The sequence below is a fragment of the Brevibacillus sp. SIMBA_040 genome (genome assembly GCF_046535075.1).
Lineage (GTDB): Bacteria > Bacillota > Bacilli > Brevibacillales > Brevibacillaceae > Brevibacillus.
The window spans coordinates 119,551-141,863 of record NZ_JAWRXI010000008.1 but is presented as its reverse complement, the minus strand read 5'-3'; the positions used below and the strand labels follow the sequence as shown (position 1 = coordinate 141,863).

General features: G+C 49.3%; 17 protein-coding genes. All 17 read right to left on the bottom strand.

Annotated elements, in window-relative coordinates; all coding sequences use genetic code 11:
• Entirely contained in the window at positions 1-990 is a 990-nt protein-coding gene (locus SB752_RS15170) for an ABC transporter permease (protein WP_410716464.1), read from the bottom strand.
• A gap of 103 nt (positions 991-1,093) precedes the next feature.
• Positions 1,094-2,818 (bottom strand): ABC transporter substrate-binding protein, encoded by a 1,725-nt coding sequence (locus tag SB752_RS15165; protein WP_410716463.1) that lies wholly within the window; start codon positions 2,816-2,818, stop codon positions 1,094-1,096.
• 12 nt (positions 2,819-2,830) lie between these two features.
• Positions 2,831-4,603: a M28 family peptidase gene (locus tag SB752_RS15160; protein ID WP_410716462.1), complete on the bottom strand. Its 1,773-nt coding sequence runs from the start codon at positions 4,601-4,603 to the stop codon at positions 2,831-2,833.
• 326 nt (positions 4,604-4,929) lie between these two features.
• Positions 4,930-6,696: a M28 family peptidase gene (locus tag SB752_RS15155; protein ID WP_410716461.1), complete on the bottom strand. Its 1,767-nt coding sequence runs from the start codon at positions 6,694-6,696 to the stop codon at positions 4,930-4,932.
• Positions 6,697-6,708: 12 nt separating this feature from the next.
• The gene (locus tag SB752_RS15150; RefSeq protein WP_410716460.1) at positions 6,709-8,499 is read right to left on the bottom strand and encodes a M28 family peptidase; all 1,791 of its coding nucleotides are present in this window, start codon (positions 8,497-8,499) and stop codon (positions 6,709-6,711) included.
• Positions 8,500-8,547: 48 nt separating this feature from the next.
• The gene (locus tag SB752_RS15145; RefSeq protein ID WP_410716459.1) at positions 8,548-9,978 is read right to left on the bottom strand and encodes a M20/M25/M40 family metallo-hydrolase; all 1,431 of its coding nucleotides are present in this window, start codon (positions 9,976-9,978) and stop codon (positions 8,548-8,550) included.
• Positions 9,979-10,022: 44 nt separating this feature from the next.
• Complete coding sequence (locus tag SB752_RS15140; protein WP_410716458.1) at positions 10,023-10,850, bottom strand: alpha/beta fold hydrolase; 828 nt, start codon at positions 10,848-10,850, stop codon at positions 10,023-10,025.
• 10 nt (positions 10,851-10,860) lie between these two features.
• The gene (locus tag SB752_RS15135; protein WP_410716457.1) at positions 10,861-12,021 is read right to left on the bottom strand and encodes a M24 family metallopeptidase; all 1,161 of its coding nucleotides are present in this window, start codon (positions 12,019-12,021) and stop codon (positions 10,861-10,863) included.
• A gap of 19 nt (positions 12,022-12,040) precedes the next feature.
• Complete coding sequence (locus tag SB752_RS15130; RefSeq protein ID WP_410716456.1) at positions 12,041-12,955, bottom strand: ABC transporter permease; 915 nt, start codon at positions 12,953-12,955, stop codon at positions 12,041-12,043.
• 13 nt (positions 12,956-12,968) lie between these two features.
• A complete protein-coding gene (locus SB752_RS15125; protein WP_410716455.1) occupies positions 12,969-13,928 on the bottom strand; it encodes an ABC transporter permease in 960 nt (319 codons plus the stop codon).
• A 71-nt stretch (positions 13,929-13,999) separates the two neighbouring features.
• Positions 14,000-15,712 (bottom strand): ABC transporter substrate-binding protein, encoded by a 1,713-nt coding sequence (locus SB752_RS15120; RefSeq protein WP_410716454.1) that lies wholly within the window; start codon positions 15,710-15,712, stop codon positions 14,000-14,002.
• 47 nt (positions 15,713-15,759) lie between these two features.
• Positions 15,760-16,731, bottom strand: a complete 972-nt coding sequence (locus SB752_RS15115; RefSeq protein ID WP_410716453.1) for an ABC transporter ATP-binding protein — start codon at positions 16,729-16,731, stop codon at positions 15,760-15,762.
• Positions 16,728-17,723, bottom strand: coding sequence for an ABC transporter ATP-binding protein (locus SB752_RS15110; RefSeq protein WP_410716452.1), 996 nt, complete (start codon positions 17,721-17,723; stop codon positions 16,728-16,730). Before SB752_RS15110 ends, SB752_RS15115 begins: the two co-directional genes overlap by 4 nt.
• Positions 17,724-17,986: 263 nt before the next feature.
• Positions 17,987-19,729 (bottom strand): M28 family peptidase, encoded by a 1,743-nt coding sequence (locus SB752_RS15105; RefSeq protein WP_410716451.1) that lies wholly within the window; start codon positions 19,727-19,729, stop codon positions 17,987-17,989.
• Positions 19,730-19,776: 47 nt separating this feature from the next.
• Positions 19,777-21,012, bottom strand: coding sequence for a M20 family metallopeptidase (locus tag SB752_RS15100; RefSeq protein ID WP_410716450.1), 1,236 nt, complete (start codon positions 21,010-21,012; stop codon positions 19,777-19,779).
• 120 nt (positions 21,013-21,132) lie between these two features.
• A complete protein-coding gene (locus SB752_RS15095) occupies positions 21,133-21,711 on the bottom strand; it encodes a nitroreductase family protein (RefSeq protein WP_410716449.1) in 579 nt (192 codons plus the stop codon).
• Positions 21,712-21,726: 15 nt separating this feature from the next.
• Positions 21,727-22,281, bottom strand: coding sequence for a nitroreductase family protein (locus SB752_RS15090; protein ID WP_410716448.1), 555 nt, complete (start codon positions 22,279-22,281; stop codon positions 21,727-21,729).
• Positions 22,282-22,313: the final 32 nt, after the last annotated feature.

Genomic DNA, 22,313 nt, shown 5'->3' with positions numbered 1-22,313 from the left:
TCACCTCCCTTTGCCAAATGTGACCCTCGGATCCAAAAAGCTGTACAGAATATCCGCTATAAAGTTCATCATGACCATGACAGCGGCGCTCAAAATAAACGCTCCTTGGGCCAATGCGTAATCACTTGCCGAAACCGCATTGACGAGAAGACGCCCCAACCCCGGCCAGCTGAACACCATTTCAATGACGACATTCCCTCCAAGCGCGTACCCGATCCCCACTGCCATAGCAGTGACAACTGGCAATGCTGCATTTCGCGCGGCATATTTGAGCATGATTCTGCGCTCACTAAGTCCCCTCATTCTGGCGACTTCCACGTAGGACTCACCCATTACGTCCAGCATGTTGGACCTCATCAATAGAAGAGGAAGTCCCATCAAATAAATAGCCGCTGTCAATGCCGGCAGAAACAGGTGCTTCAGAAACGAAAGCGAAGCAAGCTTCTCCCATTCGGATGCATAGACGACACCAGTCGCGGATGCTCCCCCTGATGGAAACCAATGCAGCTGAAAGGAAAAGATCACAAGCACGATCATTCCGACCCACATTTGTGGCGCTGATCTCGTAAACAGGGTGACAATTATGCCGACTGTTTCGAATTTGGTTTTGCGCTTCCACGCGAGCAATACTCCCCCGAGTATCCCGACTAGATAGGCGATCACAAACGAAAAGAGCATCAGGTACAGCGTGTTGGGTAAAACGCCCCAGATCACATCCATGACAGGCGCCCGAAATTTAAAGGAATCGCCCAGCTCACCTTGGACCAGGTTGGCCAAATAGATCAAATACTGCATCCACAGCGGTTTATCCAAGCCAAACTGTGCCATCAAAATGTCTTGCTGCTCTTTGGTAAACGTCGGGTCAATGTAGGCAACCAGCGGATTACCAGGCATCAGTCGAAAGATAAAAAACAGGATCGTCGCAATGATCCAGAGAGTCAGGATCATCTGAGCGAGTCGACTCAAAATGAATTTTGATCGGTTCCCCAATACGTTCCCTCCTTTCTCGGAAAGCTTCAAAGGTGGGGAATACTGGCGATCAGCTACGGCCAGTATTCCTCACGCCTGGCACATATGAAGGAGATTCAGCCTTTTATTTTCCGAGCTCTTCTTTTTTGCCTGCCGGATAGAGCAGCTTGCCTTTTGCATCCCATTCATAGCCAGCTTCCTGCAAAATCTTTTTTGCTTCCTCTACTCCACCTGACGGATATGGTAGATTCGGATTTTTCCAGATTGATAGGGCTGGCGAGATGACAGAATCGCCTGGTTCTGCGAATTCCTTGTATACGACCTGTGCCATCAAGTCCCGGTCGATGGAAGCAGCCAAGGCGCGCCGGAAAGCCACGTCATTGAATGGTGGTCTGCGGTGATTCACTGCAAAGAATTGGAAGCCAAGATCGGTCGTTGTTACCATCGTGAGGTTGGGACTCGCTTCTACCTTTTGCTGGAGCAACTGTCCATCTCCCGGGAACACCGCCAGGAAGTTGATTTCTCCATTTTCAATCATGCCAAGAGACGCCTCGGTATTCGGAATCTCCTTCATGATCCACTTCTCGATTTTCGGAGGTGAAATATGCGCTTTGTTGGTGGTCAAGACGACCTCCTCTTTGAATTTCCAGTTCTCGTATTTAAAAGGTCCAGAGCCGATAGGCGTTTTCTCTTGATAGCTCTCCGCATTCTCCGGTTTGTTCTTCAAATCCTCAATGATCGGTCCCCAAATATGTTTTGGAACAAGATTCAATTTAGATAAGCTCGCCGTTTCGAAAGCAGCCCAAGGTCGTTTCAGTGTAAACTCCAAGGTGAGCGGATCTTTGATATCGATCTTATCGATGATTTCGACAAAAGGCTTATACATCGGCACTTCACCCGTCATCGGAGCCTCATAGGAGAACTTCACGTCTTCGGCGGTAACAGGCTTGCCGTCATGCCATTTCATGCCTGCACGCAGCTTGATCTCAACCTGTGTATCTGTTTTCCAGGTGACCGATTCGGCAGCCCAAGACTTCGGAAGACCGTCTTTGTCGATTCGCATCAGGCGATCCCAAATCAGCTCCGTTACCCATGAATCAAAGGAACCGCTGATGTAAAATGGATTGATAGCCTGAACGGAGTCGTTGCTGTTTAAGATCATGTTTTTTTGTTGTCCGATCGGCATCGCATTCAGATAGGTCCAAATGTTGCGGATACCCATCCCCGCCATCTCAACAATGGAGTTTTTGTCAAACACTTGGTGGTTGTATACGTATTTTAATTTGGGGTGGACGTTGAAAAGATAGGCGACATCGCTTGCGATCAGCTCCTGCGCTTTGAAAATCAGATTTTTCCGCTCTTCCCGATCCACTGTGATCCGCTGCTGCTCTGCAATCCTGTCGTACTCAGGGTTGTTGTACCCTACGAAGTTGTAACCATCTTTTGCCGTGCTGGAATGAAACAGGTTATAAATAAATTCATCCGGATCTAATCTTTCTGGACGTGCTGCCATTTGCCAGCCGGTCATGTCCCACTGGTCGCGTTTGTACCAGACAATATCTGATTGCTGTTCATAGGGCATTGGCTTTAGCTCGACGCTTATACCCAGCTCTATCATAGCCCCTGCAATCAGGTTCGCCCGCTCGTATTCATCAGGTGAGGAGGCTTGCGGTCTGGTCAGGATTTGAAGAGTACGAATCTCCCTGCCCTTGGCATCCGCAGGCTCTGTTTTCGGCGTATCATTGGTTTTGGGCTGTGTCTGGGTCTCGCTGGTGCATGCAGAAAGCACGGTTGCCAGAAGCACGGTTGTTGCCAAAAGACCGAACTTCCACTTGCTTGCTTTTTTCATTCGATTTCCCCCCTAAAAGACGGATGATGTGCGAACGAGACGCTTGGCTTGATGCAACGTCCAGGCAAGTCGGTTCTGTCCCCTCATCAAGTGCGTCAGAGTCACCCTGTAATGATGGGAACCTTCCTCGAGCTGAGGCAGTGTCGTGGCAGGCGCGATATCAGGAAGAGGCGGAATATCAATGGCTGGATCATGCCAAAACTTGCCACGTCGTGTAAAATTGATGGATACGAGCGATCTGCTCAAGCCTCTTAGTACCTGGTTAACCTGCTTTACTTGTGGATCGCTTACGTCCTTCGTGTGAAGCTGTACGTGCTCAATGCGATTGTAGAAATCGATCAGCGTCGTGCGGAGCTCCCTTGCCTCGCCAAGTGCGAGCTCGAATGAGAAATGCTTGCCGGCAGAATCCTGATAAGTCTCGATAGTCTGGATAAACTCATCGGCGGTGTTTACAAATTGGAAAGGGTGCAAGGTGGCATTCACGATCCGATAAAGAGAAGCGGTATAGACCCGTATATCTCGCTCCAGGATTTCGTAATCGATGATGTGAATCAGGTCCTCTTCCGTGTGCCATTCAATATTTGAGCCGCAACCGCCAACAGGATAGTAGCCTTTTTCTTGCAGCAATTCATCAGGAATGCATGAGGATAGCATGTAAAAGGCAGTCAATCCGATATTATGGAACGAATAATCGCCCGCCCGCGATGGTCGATGTCCGACGGATTCTTCCCCAATCGCTTCCTGAATGGCTGTTTTACAGAACGGATCGACTTCGCTCATCCAGCTCATCTCGTGGTAGGACGTCGCCCATCGACATCCGGGAGAATCACAATTGACCGGGGCGATGCAATTTTCATCTAGATCCAAGCCATACGTATCCGCAAACCACGTCGATCCTGCATAACGACCCGTGGAGTGACCCGGCCATATCGCGATCCGCAGGCTACGTTTTAGCAGGTGACGATTTTGGTAGAACACTCGTGCCATTTCAATCATGGCGGCATTACCAGTAGCGTTATCTCCCAAGCCTTGATGCCATGAATCCATGTGCCCGTGCAGCAGGACATATTTATCTGGTTCTTCCGTGCCCTCGATGAAGATGTCGATGAGTGGACATGTAAACCAGCCTTGATCCAAATGGGTTTGGAACTGCACCTCCACGGTTCCCTCAGCGATTCTATCAATCAGTTCCTGTCCGTCTGTGCGATTGATCATCAGAACAGGCAGCTTGGGGACGTTTTCGTACGTATCCAGGTCCGGCGCACCCCAGATCGGTGTACAAATGCTCTCGTGAATGTTTTTGCCGGGGTGGATAAATATGGCGCCGATGATTCCTTGCTCGTTTAGCTCCCTGATTCTAGCTGGTCTCGGAAAGCCCTCGGTCAAGACAATTTTCCCAGACAGGCTTCCAGACGCTGGATCAAAGGAAGCATCCTTTTGGTTGTCCCACTTTTTCTTGAAGCCCGTGGGGACATAGACCAGTTCCCCGCCCCTCCATTCATCACCAGTAATCACTGAGAAGGCCGGATTCTTTGCTCGTATTTCTTTTTCCACAGGCAATATCAGCTTGAGCCTTGCAAGTCTTGGTACACTCAGGTAAAGATTCGGGCGATGCACCTGATGAGGTACACCCCATTGATCCAACAGACTGGATAAAAACTGAGCAGCGACTCTTTCATCTTCACTTCCCGATTCTCTCACCAGGCTGCCAAAGCGCTCCAGGATCGCTTTTGGTGTGTCCATACTAATCTCATCCAGCAGCCTTTTCATGGCTTCCACCAACACTCATCTACCCCCTTTTGTCGTTCGTTGCCTCGTCTGATGATATACGCAAGTCCCGTGCCATTCACTAAAAGGGCAAACAAAGGCCTATCTTGCTGTCGAATTGCAGAAAACTTCTTCCTTGAAGGTGAATTTAGGGTCGGAATCCCAGGCAGTAAGGACCCCAAAAACCTAACATTCAGAAAATTGGCATCAATCTAATCACCAATGCCCATATGAGATCATGAAATGGAGAACAACAAAAAAGCAGCCACCGACACGAATGCGAATCGTTGACTGCCAAAAGGTTATTACTGACAGGAAAGCATGAATTGTGTGCTGTTAGTGATCTATTGACTTCTCATGATCTTTTGCGCTTCCTTCATCGCCGAAACCACGCGATTTTGTCCTCGAAGCAAGTGATTTTGAATAACCCGATAGCGGTGAGAGCCTGGCTCTAATGACGTTAGCTGCAGTGAAGGAGCGATATCGGGCAATGCGTGAATTTGAACGGCAGGATCATGGTGGAATTTACCGCGCCGAGTAAAGTTGATCGGAATTAGCGTCCTTCCTAGTTGCAAAAGCTTTTCATTTGCTTCCCTGACAGCTGGCGAAGAAAGATTTGCCATTTGCAGTGATTGCAATTCGCTATAAAACACTTGTAAAGCACGACGTAGAGCTGTGGCCTCGCTTGTAGCTTGTTCAAACGAAAAATGCTCACCAGCTGCTTCCTGATATCGCCTGATAGTTTCCAAGAACTCATCGGCAGTCTTGCTGAAATCATACGGAAGTAAATTCGCCTGTAACACGCGATAGATCGAGGTCATATACACCCGCAAATCTCTGTGCAAAATCTCGTAATCTGCTACATGCATCAAGTCGTCTTCCGTATGCCACTCAATGTTGGAACCGCAGCCTCCTACCGGATAGTATCCTTTTTCCTTCAACTGCTCCCGCGGAATGCTGGACGATAGCTTAAAGAAGGATGTGATCCCGATATTGTGGAACGAATAATCGCCAGCACGATTCGGACGTTTTCCCTTGGCTTCCTCTTGCACCGCATCGTAAATAGACTGTTTGCAATGATCCTCCACTTCATTCGTCCAGTCCATTTTTTCGTAGGAGGTAGCCTGACGGCAGCCGGGAGAGTCACAGTTTACTTGCGCAATGCAATTGGCATCCAGATCCAGTGCAAACTTGTCTGCGAACCATGTCGACCCAGCATAGCGTCCGGTTGAATGTCCCGGCCAGATGGCAATTCGCAAGCTCCGTTTCAGCTTATCGCGATGCTTGTAGAAAATCCTTGCCATTTCCATCAATGCTGCATCACCTGTCGTATTATCACCAATCCCCACATGCCAAGAATCCAGATGACCGTGCAAGAGAACATACTTCTCCGGCTCCTCGGTTCCCTTGATAAACAGGTCGATCAACGGGCAGTTGAACCAGCCCTTTGCAAGGCTTGTTGACAGCTCGACCATCGTGTTTCCTGCCTGGCACATCGCCTTTAGCTCTTCCCCATCTGTTATATTGATGGCCAGCACGGGAATTTTTGGCTCATTGTCGATCGTGTCCAAGTCCGGGGAGCCCCAAATCGTGGTGCAAATCCCATCATGGATGTTCTTGCCAGGATTGATAAATATGGCACCCAGGACTCCTTTGTCGTGAAAAGTGGCAACCTTTTCGGGCATCGCCAGCCCTTCAGTGATGACGATTTTTCCAGTGAGATTGTTCACTTCTTCCTTCACCTTGGCATCGAATATATCGTAGCGGTCCGTCGCTTGTGCTGATGGGACATAAACCAGCTCCCCTGCTACTGGTATGCCATTTGTCGAGACGGAGAAGGAAGGCGTTTTTGCACGGAACGACTTGGGTTCAGGCGTAAGCGTCTTTACTGAAGCTGTTTTGGGAACGCTCAAGTAAATAGAAGGCTCGTGCACGGTGTGTGGCACACCCCATTCATTCAAGAGCGATGCTAGAAAGTCGGCGGCATTGCGTTCGTCCTCACTGCCAGACTCCCGGATCAACCCGCTGAATGTTTGCAAAATCCGTTTGGGGATCTCCATGCTGATTTCATCAAGCAGCAGCTTCTCATGCTCTTTTACGAGACTCGTCATAGCACCCTCCGATTAGGTTGTGGCTTGTTCCCCTACAGATGAGTATGTTTTCAGCAGACGGCGTACACGCTGAATGGCCCAGGTCACACGATTTTGACCGCGTGTAAGATGCGTGAGGACAACCCTATACGCGTGAGACGCAGGATCTAACTCGGACAAATAGTGTGCCGCAGATAAATCCGGTAATCGTGGCATATCAATCGCCAGATCGTGCCTGAATTTACCCGTTCGTGAATAGTTGATGGTGACCATCTCTCGGCCGATTTGGCGAATGATCTCGTTCACTCTTTTCACATTTGGATCTGAGACCGAGGGAGATGAAAGCAATGGCAGTTGCTTGTAAAAATCCTGCATTTCATGAGCAAGCTCCGTAGCTTCCTTTTTCATAATGGAGAATGTAAAATGCCCCGCTGCTGCCAATTCATATTCCTCCAGCGTATCCATCAACTCTTCCAGCGTCTTCGAAAAGAAAAAGGGATGAATCGGTGAATGGACAACGCGCAGAATCGTAGTCATGTATACCCGAATGTCTCGAACGAGAATATCGAGGTCAGCAACATTCATGAGATCCTCTTCACTGTGCCACTCGATATTCGATCCACAGCCCCCAACGGCGTAGTAGCCCTTTTCCTTCAATTCTTCTGCGGGAATGCTGGACGAAAGCATGTAAAACGACGTGATTCCGATGTTGTTAAACGAATAATCGCCCGCCCGATGTGGCCGGAAGCCTTTGGACTGCTCACCGATGGCATCTTGTATAGATGACTGGCAAAGCCCCTCTACTTCGCTCATCCAGGACATGTCCTCGTACGAAGTCGCCCAGCGACAGCCTGGTGAGTCGCAATTCACCTGCGCAATGCAATTCTCGTCGAGATCAAGGCCAAACTGATCTGCGAACCAGGTAGAGCCTGCATATCTGCCTGTCGAATGCCCTGGCCAAATCGCAATTCTAATGCTGCGCTTTAGCAGATGACGATGCTTATGAAACAGGCGTGCCATTTCCACCAATGCGGCATTTCCTGTACCATTGTCTCCTATTCCCTGATGCCAGGAATCCAAATGACCGTGCAATAAAACGTACTTTTCGGGTTCCTCGGTTCCCTCAATCCAGACATCAATCAATGGACATGGAAACCAGCCGCTGTCCAAATGCGTCTGGAATTGCAGGGTTACTTTTCCTGACTGACATTCGGTAATTAATGCATGCCCATCTTGCTTTCCAATCATCAAAGCAGGAATCCGTGGCTCTTCGTCCATGTTATCCAAATCAGGTGAGCCCCAGATGACTCCGATCGTTCCTTCATGGATATAACGACCGGGACTGATGAAAATAACGCCTAGTGCTCCCTCATTGCCTAATTCCTTCGTTTTTCCTGACACCGGGTAACCGTCTGTCAATACGATCTTCCCACGGATATCACCGTATTTGTTAGTTGCCAGGGGGTCAAATGCATCTGAGAGATCGTCTTTCTCTGCAGGAATGTACACCATCTCGCCACATATCCATTGGTCCCCTGTCGAAATCGAGCACGACGGCGTTTTGGCTCTGATTTCCCGCGACACAGGCTCGGTGACGATGAGGGTAGCCCTTTTAGGAACACTTAAGTGAATATTCGGGTAGTGAATCCGATGTGGGATTTGCCAATCCTCCAGAAACTGGGTCAAGAAATGAGCAGCGATCCTCTCGTCCTCACTCCCAGATTCACGAGTCAATGTGACGAATCGCTCCAGAATCGCTTTCGGAACATCCGTCGATATGTCGTTTAATATCGTCTTTTCTACCTGATCTAGCTCGCAAGTCACGGATAAGCCTCCTCTACAACGAAGATCTTGTACTAAGATTAGCTTGTATTACTTGGAAACCGTTTCTTGTTCACCAGGCTTGCCAGAGACTCGTTGGCAATAGTGATCAAAAAAGATCGCCATTGACTTCTCAAAATCAAGCACGCCTTGTACCGTGCAGTATTCGTCGCTGGAATGCTGTCTTGCCCCGTGACCCATGCCTCCTGTTACATATGGAATTTGCAGATAGCGCTCAAATACATAGTAGGGAGCGCTACCAGGGTTCAGCGGTTGGATTTGCGGTTCTTTGCCCATTGTCCGATACGTGTCGATCATCGCCTGAACAACATGCTCATCCACAGATACTTTCGACCAATAGTATTTATTAGCGACGTTCATTTCGATGTCGGCAAAGCCGTGTTTATCCAAATGCGCGCGAATGAGGCGGACCACTTCATCCGGCTCCATATGAGGCACCATGCGGACATCGACTTTGGCCGTCGCGATATGTGGCAATAGCGTTTTTGTTCCCGGCCCTGTGTAGCCGGAGTAAATTCCGTCGATGTTCAGCTGAGGTCGGCTATACAGCTTCTCCCAGACATCCATCCCTGTACCGTCATACTTCAAGCGTTTCACATCATAGTTTTCGAGAAACACCTTTTCGTCATAGATGCCTTCCTCGATCTGTTGTTCTAAAATCACTCTCTCTTTTGCAGGTATCTCGGACACTTCATCCAGGAGACCCTCTATTAAAATGTTTTCATCCACGTCTACCATGGTCGACAGTGCTTGAACGAGTCGCCAGGCAGGGTTTTTCACCCATGCGTTAAAGGAACCGTGAATGCCGCGAGAAGTGGGGCCGCCCCACTCGCCGCCTTGACATACCAGTTCAAAATAGAGCAAGCCTTTCGTACCGAGCACGAGTCCAGGCGTACCTACCTCATCCTGCTCGAAGAAAGGAAATAGGACAGCTTCAGCTTTTGCTAGTTTCTCCTTATACTGCTCGAGGAAGGCAGGGAAGTTGCGGCTCCCCATTTCCTCTTCTCCCTCGACAGCAAAGATCAGGTTGACAGGAAGCTTGCCATCCACTTCTTTTATGGCGCGAATCGTATTGAAGAAAGCACCCAGTGGCCCTTTCGTATTGACTGCACCCCGGTTGATGATGCACGGACCAAATTTGGGCAGCTCCTTGATTTCTGCGCTCCAAGGATCTACTGTCCAGCCCTCTTCGTCCGTCGGCATCACATCGTACATCCCATAGACCAGAAGGGTGTGCTCCTGCCCTTCGTCAAACTCCCCAAATACAATCGGATGCCCTTTGGTCGGAACTACTTCGGCAGTTCCTCCGAGCTCTTCGATAATCTCTTTCAATTTGTTCGCTGTCTTTTCTATGCCTTCACCAGTATAGCTAATACTCGGCATCCGCAAAAATTCGCGAACACGCTCCAAATCTTCAACGAAGTTTTTCTCCAAATGCGTGAGAACATCATTCAAATTCATTTTGGTACCCTCCTCTAGCTTTTCTCGTTCAAATGACAGCCACACTATTTAGAAAGAAATTGCCTGACTCGGCTTACGTACTTCTCATTTTCTTCAAGATGTGGCGAGTGTCCACTATTTTCATAGATAACCAGCTCGGATCGCGGAATCAGACTTGCGATTTCCTCTGAAGCTTCTACTGGGGTTATCCAATCGTGTCTGCCAACAGAAACAAGAACGGGCACATTAACGGCTGGCAGCTTGTCACGGAGGTTAAACGTCGGTTGATTCACACGAAAGGCAAAGTTATGCGTCTCATAGTGATAGTAGATAGAATCCATTTTTTCTTTCGCGATTACAGGATCGTACTCCACCGTATATAAAGGCTGGAGAGCGAAAAATACGGATTTTAGCTCTTCGTTGGAACGCATCTCGCCGGCAAACATACGGACCAGCTCATCTTCTGTCAGCCCGGGAAGATTGGCTTCCAGCGCCCTCTTTGTCGCGCCATCCTGGCGATCTGAGCCGGGTTTTGTATCTCGTAGCATGACTTGCGAGACATGCTGGGGATAGCGAGTGACGTATTCCAATGCCATGTACCCGCCATACGAGCCGCCATGAATCACGATTTTGTCCAGATGCAGCTGCTTGCGCAATTCGTCGATATCAGCTGCCCATTGCTCATGCGTATAGGGTGGCTTTTCTTCCGATCTGCCAGAGCCTCGCATATCCAAAAATACGAGCTTATGAGTCTCTTCCAAAGGAGCGAACGCTTTGCGGTCTGCGCGACAATCTCCTAGACCAGGTGCTCCATGGATAAAAAAAATCGCATCCCCATCCTCTTTTCCATGGACCTCATAGTAAATTTGGCAATCATTAATAGTCGTGTACATGCCATACCTCCTATACTTTGATAATCAATTGATCGAGTGTCTTTGGAAATTGCGTAACGACAAGTGGCTCGTCGTCTGTGACGATGATCGTATCCGAATGCCGGAAGCCGGAGAATCCCTCGATGTAAATGCCCGGTTCGCTTGATAGCACCATACCTGGACGCAGTATGGTATGGTCTCCCACCTCGATCCACGGGGCTTCATGCTCCTCCAAGCCTTTTCCATGACCTGTGCGATGCAGCAGGTACTGACCGTAGCCAGCTTTTCGGATGTAATCGAGTGCGATTGCGTCAATATCTGAACATTTATTGCCAGGACGCATGGCTTCGATCGCCATCTGCTGCGCAGTTGCCATGATCTCCAGCACTTTAGCCTGCTCATCGCTCACATCCCCGATAAAGCAGGTGCGTTCACACTCGGCCCGATAACCCCCTACATTTGCACCGCAACTGAGGATCAACGTCTCTCCCTTCTCCATGCGCCTCGCACTTGGCAACGCATGTGGCATCGCCGTGCGGAGGCCGCTAGGAACGAGTCCACCAGCAGGTCCACCCGGGACGTACACAACCTCGCCCAAATCTTCAATCATTTTGTTCAAGGTATCCCCCGAGATCGTTTGCAGCATCTCCAGCTCTGACATGCCCGGAGCGGCTACCTCTGTTCCTTTTTTGACGATATAGTCGGAGTAGTATCCAGCCAAACGCAGCAATTCGACCTCATAGGAATCCTTTGTCAACCGCATTTCATGAATGAGGGTATTCACTGACAAGGATGTGGGCGCAAACAATTCTTTTACGCGGAGATAAAGCTCGCGACTCCCACCATCGATGCTTACTTGCGTTAGATTCGAAAACGTTTGCTTTATGCTGCTTATCATCCAATCGATCGGATGCACGACTCCCGGGTATTCAAAATAGTCGCGTATGTCTTGGAAGATTGTCGCATGCTTCGCCTCTGCCAGCTCCATCACGGGAACGAACAGGATGGATTCGCCGGTCGCTGGTACAAACAACGCAACAGGCCGTTCATTTGGAAAGTGAAACAGCCCAGTCGTGTAAAAAATGTTGTACGTGTTTGTGACGAGAAGTCCGCTGATAGCGTTCTTTTGCAAATGCTCTTGAATACGGGAAATCCTTTCCGTGTAAGCTTTTTTTGGAATCTTGGTCAGCATTTTTTGTCCCTCCAGAAAATTATCTTTTTCTCAAGCGCGGATTCAGAGCTTCATTGATGCCGATTCCGAGGAAGTTAAAGGACAGCACAAGAACAACGATGGCAATGCTCGGAAACAATGCCAGCCACCACGCATGGATAATGACACCAGTAGAATGTGCATTCTGCAAAATGGTCCCCCAGCTCCAGCTCATCGGATCGCCCAAACCGAGGAAGCTCAGCCCTGCCTCGGAAAGCACGGAGGTCCCCATAATGATGGTCATATTGACGAGAATCGGTGGAAAGGCATTTAAGAGAACGTGGCGGAAGATGATTTTAGACTCCTTCGTCCCAATCGCTCTCGCTGCTTCGATATATTGCTTTTCACGAATCGCAAGCGCTTCTGCGCGAGTCACCCGTGCAATCTGCGGCCAGCTGAACAAGCCGATGATGATCGCGATATTGCTGATGCCTGTACCGAGTACAGCCGCCATGATAATCATCAAAGGAAGGACAGGAAGCGTCAGGAAGATATCTGTAATCGCCATGCCGATATGGGAGACTCTCCCCCCGTAATAACCGGATATCAGACCAATCGGCACGCCGATCACGATCGAGATTACGGCAGAAGTCAGGCCGACATACAAAGAAACACGCGTCCCCCAGATGACCTGGTCGAAAATACTTAAGCCGACTGAATCGGTGCCAAACCAATACTGGGCACTCGGCGGTTGGAGCATGTTTGCGACGTCTCCGTACCCCGTGGGGCGATCGCTGAAGACTGGTGCGAGAATAACTAGAAGCAACAAAACGACAATGCCATACAGACCGATGACTCCGAAGCGGTTCCGCCGAAAGTGTTTGATGAACTCCCGCAAAGGGGATGTTCTCGGCTGTTGGATCGTTAAAGGCAACGAACTAGGGACTTTTTCTTCGATCAACGTAGTATTTTCCAATCGCTTTCACCCCCTAGCTGTTCGTAATTTTGGGATCCAGGTACGAATAGACGAGATCAGTCAAGATATTCACTATGACAACCGTTACTGCCAAGATCAAGAAGGTGCCTTGCAGGATTGGATAATCATGCTCTTTAACTGCTTCATAGATCAGCCTGCCGAGGCCTGGATAGGCAAACACGGTTTCGGTCAGGATGGCACCGCCGACGATGGCACCGAGCTGCAACCCCATCATGGTAACGGTAGAGAGCAAGGAATTTCGTACGGCATGCCGCCAGAGCACCACTCTTTCCTTCAAGCCTTTGGCCCGAGCGGTGCGAATGTATTCCTCGTTCAAAACATCAATCGTGCTTGCCCGCATATACAGCACATAGCTAGCCAGATGTACAATCGTTAATGACACGACTGGCAAAACGAGATGATGGGTGGCATCCCAGATATAATCCCAGCCTTCGACGCCAACCGTCACAGCTCCACCTATGGGGAACCAGGGAATTTTTAATCCGAGGAAATATAGCAGGATAATCCCCAGCCAGGGAATAAATAGCGCAATCCCCAAGATCGACAAAGCATTGATCGCCTGGTCGAGGAACGATCCTTTTCGATAGGCGGCGATGACACCCAAAGGTATGCCAATCAATGCTGTAATAAGCAAGGAGACAGACATCAAAATCAAGGTCCAGGGCAGCCTTGATAAAATCACATCCATCACGGGCACCCTCTGCACAAAGGAGGTTCCCAGATCGAATTGAAGGAACAGCTGCTTGAGAAAGATGATGTATTGTGTAAACAGATCCTTGTCCAAGCCAAAGTCCTTTAACAACTGCTGCCTGATTTCCTCAGGGACTCGATTGTCCAGCATCATTGTTGTCGGGTCGCCGGGCATGACACGCAGGATCAAAAAAGTGGCAGTCACAGCAACGAGCACGGTAATTACGCCGCGCAGCAGCCGAGCAATCAGAAAATGCGTCATGAGCGGCACTCCCTTACGTAGATCACGCTTCCCGAGCAGTCAGGCTGCAACCACTCGGGAAGATGTCCGGTTTACTTTTTGTACACGCCAACGAGAGAGTTCGGGTCTACCAAGCCTTGAAGGTCTCCCGGGAACAAAGTGAAACCACCGAATTTATCTGCGTTGTAGGCCAGATTGAATTTTTGAACATAGATCGGCACAACCGGGAACTCTTTGACAAACAGCGCTTGGGCTGCTTTTACATCATCCCTGGCAATTTCTTCGGTTTTGGCGTATTTCGCTCCATCTGCCAGGCGATCCATCTCTGTATTGGTGTAGGTGGCCATGTTGTTCTTGGCTTTCGAATGGTACAGATTGGCGAAAGTCTCGCTTGGCTCGTCCAAAACCCCCCATTTTCCGATGTGCATTTGGAAATCGTGTTCGTTAAACACCTTCGCGACCAGCGTGTTGTACTCGACCGGCTTCAAGATCAGCTTCACGCCAATATCGGCGGCGTTCTTCTCCAGAATTTTCGCAACCTTTTGGTGGAAGACGTTTGCTCCGTCATAGATGACCTCTGGCTCTACGTTTTTGCCTCCGAAGCTGCTTGGGGCGTTGAGAATTCCATCGCCATCGGTGTCACTATAGCCAGCATTTGTGAGTGTTTCTTTTGCTTTTGCAGAATCATACGCGGGTGCTTTTGCGTCAGGATTGATCCAATCTGCAAACAGTGGGGAAATCGGCGTGTCTATTTGCATGCCTGCCCCTTCCAACGCCACATTCAGAATGGTGTTGCGGTCAGTCGCAGTTGCCATCGCCAGGCGGAAGTTTACATCTTGCGTCGGAGAAACGCCTTTCGATGCATCCGTATTAAAGCTGTAGTACGCAAAGCCCAGGCTCGCCGTTTGCTCCACCTTAATGGAAGGATTGGTTTCCAGCAGCTTGGCAGCAGAGGTCGGCAAATCAGACGATGTCACATCCACTTCCCCTTTTTGCAGCGCCAGCGTCATCGTATTGGCATCCGGGTAAATCTTGAATATCACTTTATCCAAATATGCGCGTCCACCTGGTGCTGCAAACCATTTGTCGATCGCAGCAAGCTCGATGTACTGGCCTTTTTCATACTTGACGAGCTTAAACGGACCAGCCCCGACAGGATCTTGGTTTTCAAAGGCTTTAGGGTCGTCAACCTTTTCCCAAATATGCTTCGGAACGATTCGCACCCAGTAACCAATCGCCCCCGAGAATGCGGGGTATGGACCCTTTAACGTGTACACTACTGTCAGCTTGTCAGGGGTTTCAACCTTGGCAACCTGATCGAAAATCTCCGCTGTCCATTGAAGCTTTTTGTCGTGCAGCAGTTGTCCTGTAAATGCGACGTCCTCCGAGGTAATCGGCTGTCCATCCTGCCAGGTTACCCCATCCCGGAGTTTGATGGTGATGGTAAGACCGTCATCAGATGTCTTGACCGATTCAGCCAAGTAAGGCTCTTTTTTTCCACTCGAATTCATCTGCATCAAATGCGGATACAAATTGTTGACGATCCAGCTGCCAGGTGTAGTATTGGAGACAAGCGGATTCAAGGTATCGGGTCCTGATAGTGTTCCCACCACCAGTGTTCCACCGACAGCTGGCTGTCCGTTTGCAGGTGAGGGCTGAGTGGTCGAGGCGGCAGAGGTGCTGGTGCCAGATGGGCTTGCTGCATTTTGACTACCACTACTCGTCGGCTGTGATGAACAGGCTGCAAGCATACTGGCAGACAGCAAGAGTGAGAGCATGACATTCTTTCGGTTGAGTCGCTTCACGTTGATTTCCCCCTGTTCTTGTTTGGTTTGAAACTACCGGTGTGGTCCTATTCGCTGTATAAATGGCAAGCAACCGCTTCTCCCGCTGTTGTCTGTCTCAAGGCTGGTCGTACCTGCCTGCACACGTCCATACAAGACGGACAGCGCGGATGGAACGCACAGCCTGTCGGAGGATTGGATGGGCTTGGAACGTCACCTGTCAAGATAATCCGGTCTTTCTTGCGTTTTGGATCAGAGCTTGGGACAGCAGATAAGAGCGCTTGTGAATACGGATGGAGAGGCTTTTCAAACAAGCTCTTTTTCGAGCTGATTTCGACGACACGCCCCAAATACATGACCAGAATGCGGTCGCAAAAATGATTGACAACGCTTAAATCATGGGAGATGAAAATAAAGGTAAGAGAAAATTGCTGTTGCAAATCCTTCAATAGATTCAATACCTGTGATTGGATTGAGACATCCAAAGCAGACACGGGCTCGTCAGCGACAATCAGCTCGGGACCTAGCATCAAAGCCCGTGCGATGCCGATCCGCTGTCGCTGTCCTCCACTAAACTCGTGTGGAAATCGATGGATCGCTTGCTCTCCTAGTCCCACCACCTGAAGCAGCTCGAGAATCTTACTCCGCCACTCTTTTTTTGGATACAATTGATAGTTTGCGAGTGGTTCCTCAAGAATCTGCCCTACTGTCAATCGTGGGTTCAGTGACGAGTACGGATCCTGGAATACCATTTGCAATTCCTTTCGCAGCTCTCGCATCTCTTCTTTTTGCGTGTGTAGGATGTTTTTACCCTTGTAGATCACCTCACCTTCCGTTGCATCCAATAGGCGAATTAACAGTCTGCCTGTCGTTGATTTTCCGCAGCCTGATTCGCCGACGATTCCCAAGGTTTCGCCTTTAAAGACGTGAAAGGATAAATCATCCACTGCCTTTACATGGGAGGTAGTACGCCGCAATAGTCCCTTCTTTATGGGAAAATACTTTTTTAAGCTTTTTGCTTCCAATAAAATCTCATTCATACAGACACCCCACTTGTTTTTGGATATAACCAGCAGCGGCATCTGACATGCTCGGAAAGCTCAACCAGTGGCGGCGATTCTCGCATACAGCGCTCTGTCACCTCCGAACAGCGTGTGGAGAAACGGCATCCTTTTGGCATTGCGGACAGCTGAGGAACAGTTCCCTCGATGGTATGTAAGCGATCCTTTTCGTCCCCGATTTTGGGTGTCGATGCGATCAACCCTTTCGTATACGGGTGGCTGGGCGTTTCAAAAAGGGTGAGCACGGGTGCTTCCTCCACGATTTGTCCTGCGTACATCACAATTACCCGATCACAAACCTCCGCGACAACTCCCAAGTCGTGTGTGATGAGCAAGATCGCCATGTCAAACTGTTCCTGGAGTTTTTTCATCAATTCAAGAATCTGCGCTTGGATCGTGACATCCAATGCGGTTGTCGGTTCATCTGCAATCAAAATATCTGGATTGCAGGCAAGTCCCATGGCAATCATCACCCGCTGCCTCATCCCGCCTGACAGCTGATGCGGATATTCGTTAATCACCTCGTTTGGCCTGGGAATTCCCACGGTTTGAAGCATCTCGATCGCTTTCTTTTTTGCCTGTGACTTGCTCATGATTGTGTGCTCTCGTAACAACTCGATCAATTGAAAGCCAATCGTATATACCGGATTCAGTGAGGACATCGGCTCCTGAAATATCATCGACATCTCATTTCCACGTTTTTTTCGATAAGCGTCTTTACTAATGGATAGCAAGTTGATTCCCTGTAAGCATATTTCTCCCTCGCTTACTCTCGCGTTTTCTGGCAGAAGACCCATGATCGACAAGGCGGTCATGCTCTTCCCGCAACCTGATTCCCCGACAATCCCTACCGTTTCTTTGCTATCGACGTGGAAATCGATACCCTCAATGATGGCGTACTCTTTGTTCTCCATTTTGATCCGAGTTTTCACGTTTCTGACTTCCAACACTTTTGGTTTGTCTCGAGACATGACTTCCCCCCTGCGAATCGACATCTTCCTTTGTTTACAAGAGTTAATAGCAAGGACTATGCCAGCTCGGTTGAGTGTACAAGACAGGTAAATTCCTTACTTTTACGGCTCTGGCAGATCGCTTTCGGCTCATTAGGTTGGTGAACAGCTCCTTGGATGACCCCAAGTGACCCTAAGTCATGGTGAGTCGAAACCTAGGAGAAATAGAAAAAAGCTGCCCCCAGGAACCTCCGCAAATGGGAACAGCTTCGATATTCTCGTTTTCATTTTTGTAAAAATTGTAGTGTGTGCTGTACGAGATGGTTTGCTTGTTTGAGCGCATAATTGACTTCATTTCGTTTTCTTTGCAGGGCAGTAATCAGGAAATAGTACTCTTGCTGCTCCGTTGTCGTTTGAACCAGCAGCTCGATGTCAGTGAATTTCGGTACGGCTGGTTGCTTTAAAGCCAAATCATGCTCAAAATTGCTGCCCTTCACGTAGTTCAGCGGTACCAGGTAGCTGGACAGCTCCAGCAAGCAGTGATTGATCGTCGTCAGCTTTTCCTCATCTGTTACTGTCCCTATTACATTCTGTAGCTCCACTAAACTGGATGTAAGGATCCCAATTCGTTCGAGTGTGGACGACAAATCGAAACGATTTCCTGCCTTCTCCTGCCACTCTGTGACGCTTTGCTCAATCTCCCTGATCGCCTCCAGCTGGTCAATCGGATAGATTGGATTCGTCAGCGAACGCCAAATAATGGACAGGTAGATTTGACAATCCCGGACCAAGAGCTCGGGGTCGATTTTATCGATGGTATCTTCCGTCGTATGCCACCACCAGCCAAACCCTCCCGATTTCCCTGACCCGAAAAGCTGGCTGAATGCTTTTGCTGCAGGTTCGTTAGATGGCTCTTGTTCGGAAAGGCCCATGAAAAGGGAAGGAGTTCCCGTCCCCCAGAACGACTGATCTCCAGAGCGTCCAAAGCGTGATCCTGCGAATTCCTGATTGGTGACCGCACTTATGACTTCGTTTGCGAGCTTTCTTGTTTCTTGCATGGTATTGGCTTCAGTCAGGACAGTTGAGTCTATCGCCCCTACAGAATCGATATTGATGTGCAGGAGGCAATTCTCCCGTAAATCTTCCCAATGCGTGTCACAATACCAAGCTGAGCCCGCATAGCGACCGTGCGAATGTCCGGACCAAAAAGCGAGGCGCAGCGTCCGTTTTAATAGATTGCGCTGTCCGGAAAGAATGCGCGCGACCTCCAGCATGGCAGCATTTGCTGTGCCATTGTCCATCGCTCCATAATGCCAGGAGTCAATATGGCCGCTAAACAGCACGAATTTCTCCGGCTCTGTTTGCCCTTTGATTTCCGCTATGAGAGTAGGAATGGTGCGAATTCCTGTTTCGACGACTGTCGAGATCGTACATTCATTTTGTCCATCTGACAGACTGTTCTTGATTGTCTCTCCTGCCTCAATGGTGACAGAGACGACTGGAATGCTTGGAAGCAGCCCTTTGTTATCGAGCGTTGGAGTTCCCCATACGGTCGAGACGATCATTTCATGAGTGTGGGTCGCATTGATAAAGACCGCCCCAATCGCGCCCTGCTCCTCCGCCGTTTTTACTGCAATCGGTGTAGCCAGCCCGTCCAGAAGTACGATTTTTCCAACAACCTGCAAGTCTTTGTAATGAAGCGATGTACCGGAAGCCGCATACACCAGCTCTGCCTGTAAATGATTGACGGATTGCCCCATTGAATGTGTAATCGATGGAATCAATTGATCAGTCACGACGAGTTGTGATTTCACAGGCAAGCTGATATAGGCGTCGTGAAAATGCAGCTCGGACTCCACACCGAATTCAGCTAAAGTTTCACGCGCAAAATGAAAAGCACGCAGCTCTTCTTCCGAGCCGGACAGACGCACTTCTTTGGAAATGGTCTGCGTATACGCCATTAGCTTACTTTTCGACACCTGCTGCAAGAGGTGTTCTTCTGGAATGAGCGTCTGCCATTGGTTCATGTCACGGTCCTCTTTCCTTTTCGTTTTTTTGATAGGTGTATGAGCGATTAGCCGATGATATTTTTCGTGAGGACAGCCAAGATTTTCGTCGTCTGAATCAAGTCTTCGATCTCCATGCACTCGTTAAAGCCATGGATGTTATTCTCACTCGTGCCAGGCCCAAAATTGATTCCTGGTATCCCATTTCGGATGAACCAGCGTGTGTCTGATTGAGCCAATACTCCTACGACAGGCAAGGTGCGGCCAGTTACCTCCTGTACAGCATCCTGCAGCTCGGAAATGAGCGGTGAGCTTTCATCTACGATCGTCGGTTCCGTCTGAAAATCAGTAATCCGTATCAGCTTGGCTTTAAATGTGGGGTCCTTTTGCTCCAACGACTGTAGAATCGACACGACTCGGTTATAGATCTGATCGAGGCTGTGCTCAGGAATGACGCGAAAATCTACTTCGATCTCGCATGTAGCAGGAACGACATTAACTTTTGTTCCTCCGTGTATGGTTCCGACGTTGACCGTAGTGTATTTCATCCCTGGAATGGAAGAAGGCTCTCGCTCCAGCTCTTTTTGTAATTGTGCCAACCCCTGTACCACTTTTGCCATCATTTCTACAGCATTTAACCCCTTCCATTTGTAGCCTGCATGGGCCGGGATTCCTTCCGTGACGATTCGTAGCTGCAGGACGCCTGCCATCGCCCGAACGATGTGATTGCTGTAGCCTTCTACGATCACCATATCGCCATGTACATGCCCATTCTGATTGATATAGCCTGCACCCAGAATACCGCCCGTCTCCTCGTCGCATGTGGCGGCAATGATGACGTCTCCCTTTCGCGAAATGGTGGACTGAGCTACTGCCACTGCGGACATGATGTATGCGGTTAAACGACCCTTGGAATCTGTGGCTCCTCTGCCATAAATACGCCCATCCGCAATCGCTCCAGAAAAGGGCGGAAACAACCACTGCGCTGGATCTCCCGCAGGTACAGTGTCGAGATGCGAATTGAAAATCAGGTTTCTTCCCCCACCCGAGCCACGCAGAGTCGCAACCACATTTTTTCGCGGGGTCGCAAGCCCTGCTGCATGTGTCATCTCATCTGGTACAGAGATGACCTGCACCTCAAAGCCAAGCTGCGTTAGGCCTTTCTGTAAGAAATCACATATCTCATTGTAGTTTCCTGGCGGATTTTCACTTGGAATCTGAATGAGGCGCTGTAGGAATTCAATGATCTGCGGTCGCATCTCCTCGACCACCTGGAATAGTTCCTGTGTTTTCGTTTCATTCATGAGTTACCCCTCCTCGAGGATGAACAGTAGCAAAGTCTATGCCAATCAAAACACGTGGAAATGCACCTAATTTCGGTCTCTTGGAGGGGGATTACGGTGACTTAGGGTGTGAGCGACAACCTAATCATAAAAAGGAATGTTATAGGCATTAAGATGCGTAACCCATTTCAGCGGCAGGCGGCTTTTCGGTGTGGCATCTTCCTCTGAATAGCCAATCGGAACCAAACCGATAATCCGAACGTAGTCAGGGATACGAAGGCTTGCTTTGATCTCCTGTTCATTGATTCCCCCTACCCAGCAGCCCGACAATCCCAACGCCGTAGCAGTTAGCAGCAGATTTTGAACTGCAGCAGCAGAATCAATGAGCGCCCATTCTTTTCCGGCCGGGCCGTAACGGGCAACCGTCCGTTTCACGTTGGTGCAAGCGACAATCACGACGGCTGCATCTGCGATCCAATATTGATAGTTCTTTCCTTGGGAAAAGTAGCCACTGTAGGTCGAGCGCACAATTTCTTGTTTCTTGTCAGGTTCGTCAATGACAATAAACTCCCAGGGCTGCATATTGCCACTAGAGGGGGCACGCGTGGCTGCGAGTAAAAGCTGTTCAAGTATTTCGGGTGCAATAGGTTGCTTAGTGAACCTGCGTTTGCTGACCCGTTCAAAAATCGCAGGAATGGCATAGTTAGATTTTGAATTCATCTTGTCCACCTCCATTTACGAAATGATCTCTGCAACGGTAAGTCGCGGTGGAATTTCCTTTTCTTCCTCGCTGTAGCCGATAGTGAGAATGGCGACTGGTTCTATGTACCAAGGGAGTTCCAGATTTTTTTGCAAAAGGTGCGAGTCAAATTCCCGGATGACCGACGTACTGAGTCCGTGTAGCGCTGCAGTCAGACGTGCGTTTTGTATGGCGCAAAAAGTATCTTGGATCGCAAATATCTCCCCTCTCTCTCCAAGTCGAACCAGAGCTCTTCGTTTTTCAATCAACACGACAACGATGACTGGCGCGTTCTTTAACCATGCTTGTGCACCAAGGCTGCCGGGCGACAGAAATGGGTCCAGTGTGGAGGCAGTCAGTTTCTCTCTCTCGTCGGACCCTTTCACCATCAGCAGCTCCCATGGCTGTGTATTTGCTAGTGAAGGTCCCAATGAAAAAGCGTAAAGCACTTCCTCTAAAGCTAGCTCCGGGACTGACATCTCCTGGTAACTGCGGACATTTATGATCGTATTCATAATTTCTGGCCATTCGGCTCGCTCAGTATGGCTCACAAAACATACTCCCTTTCCAGAATGATGATAGA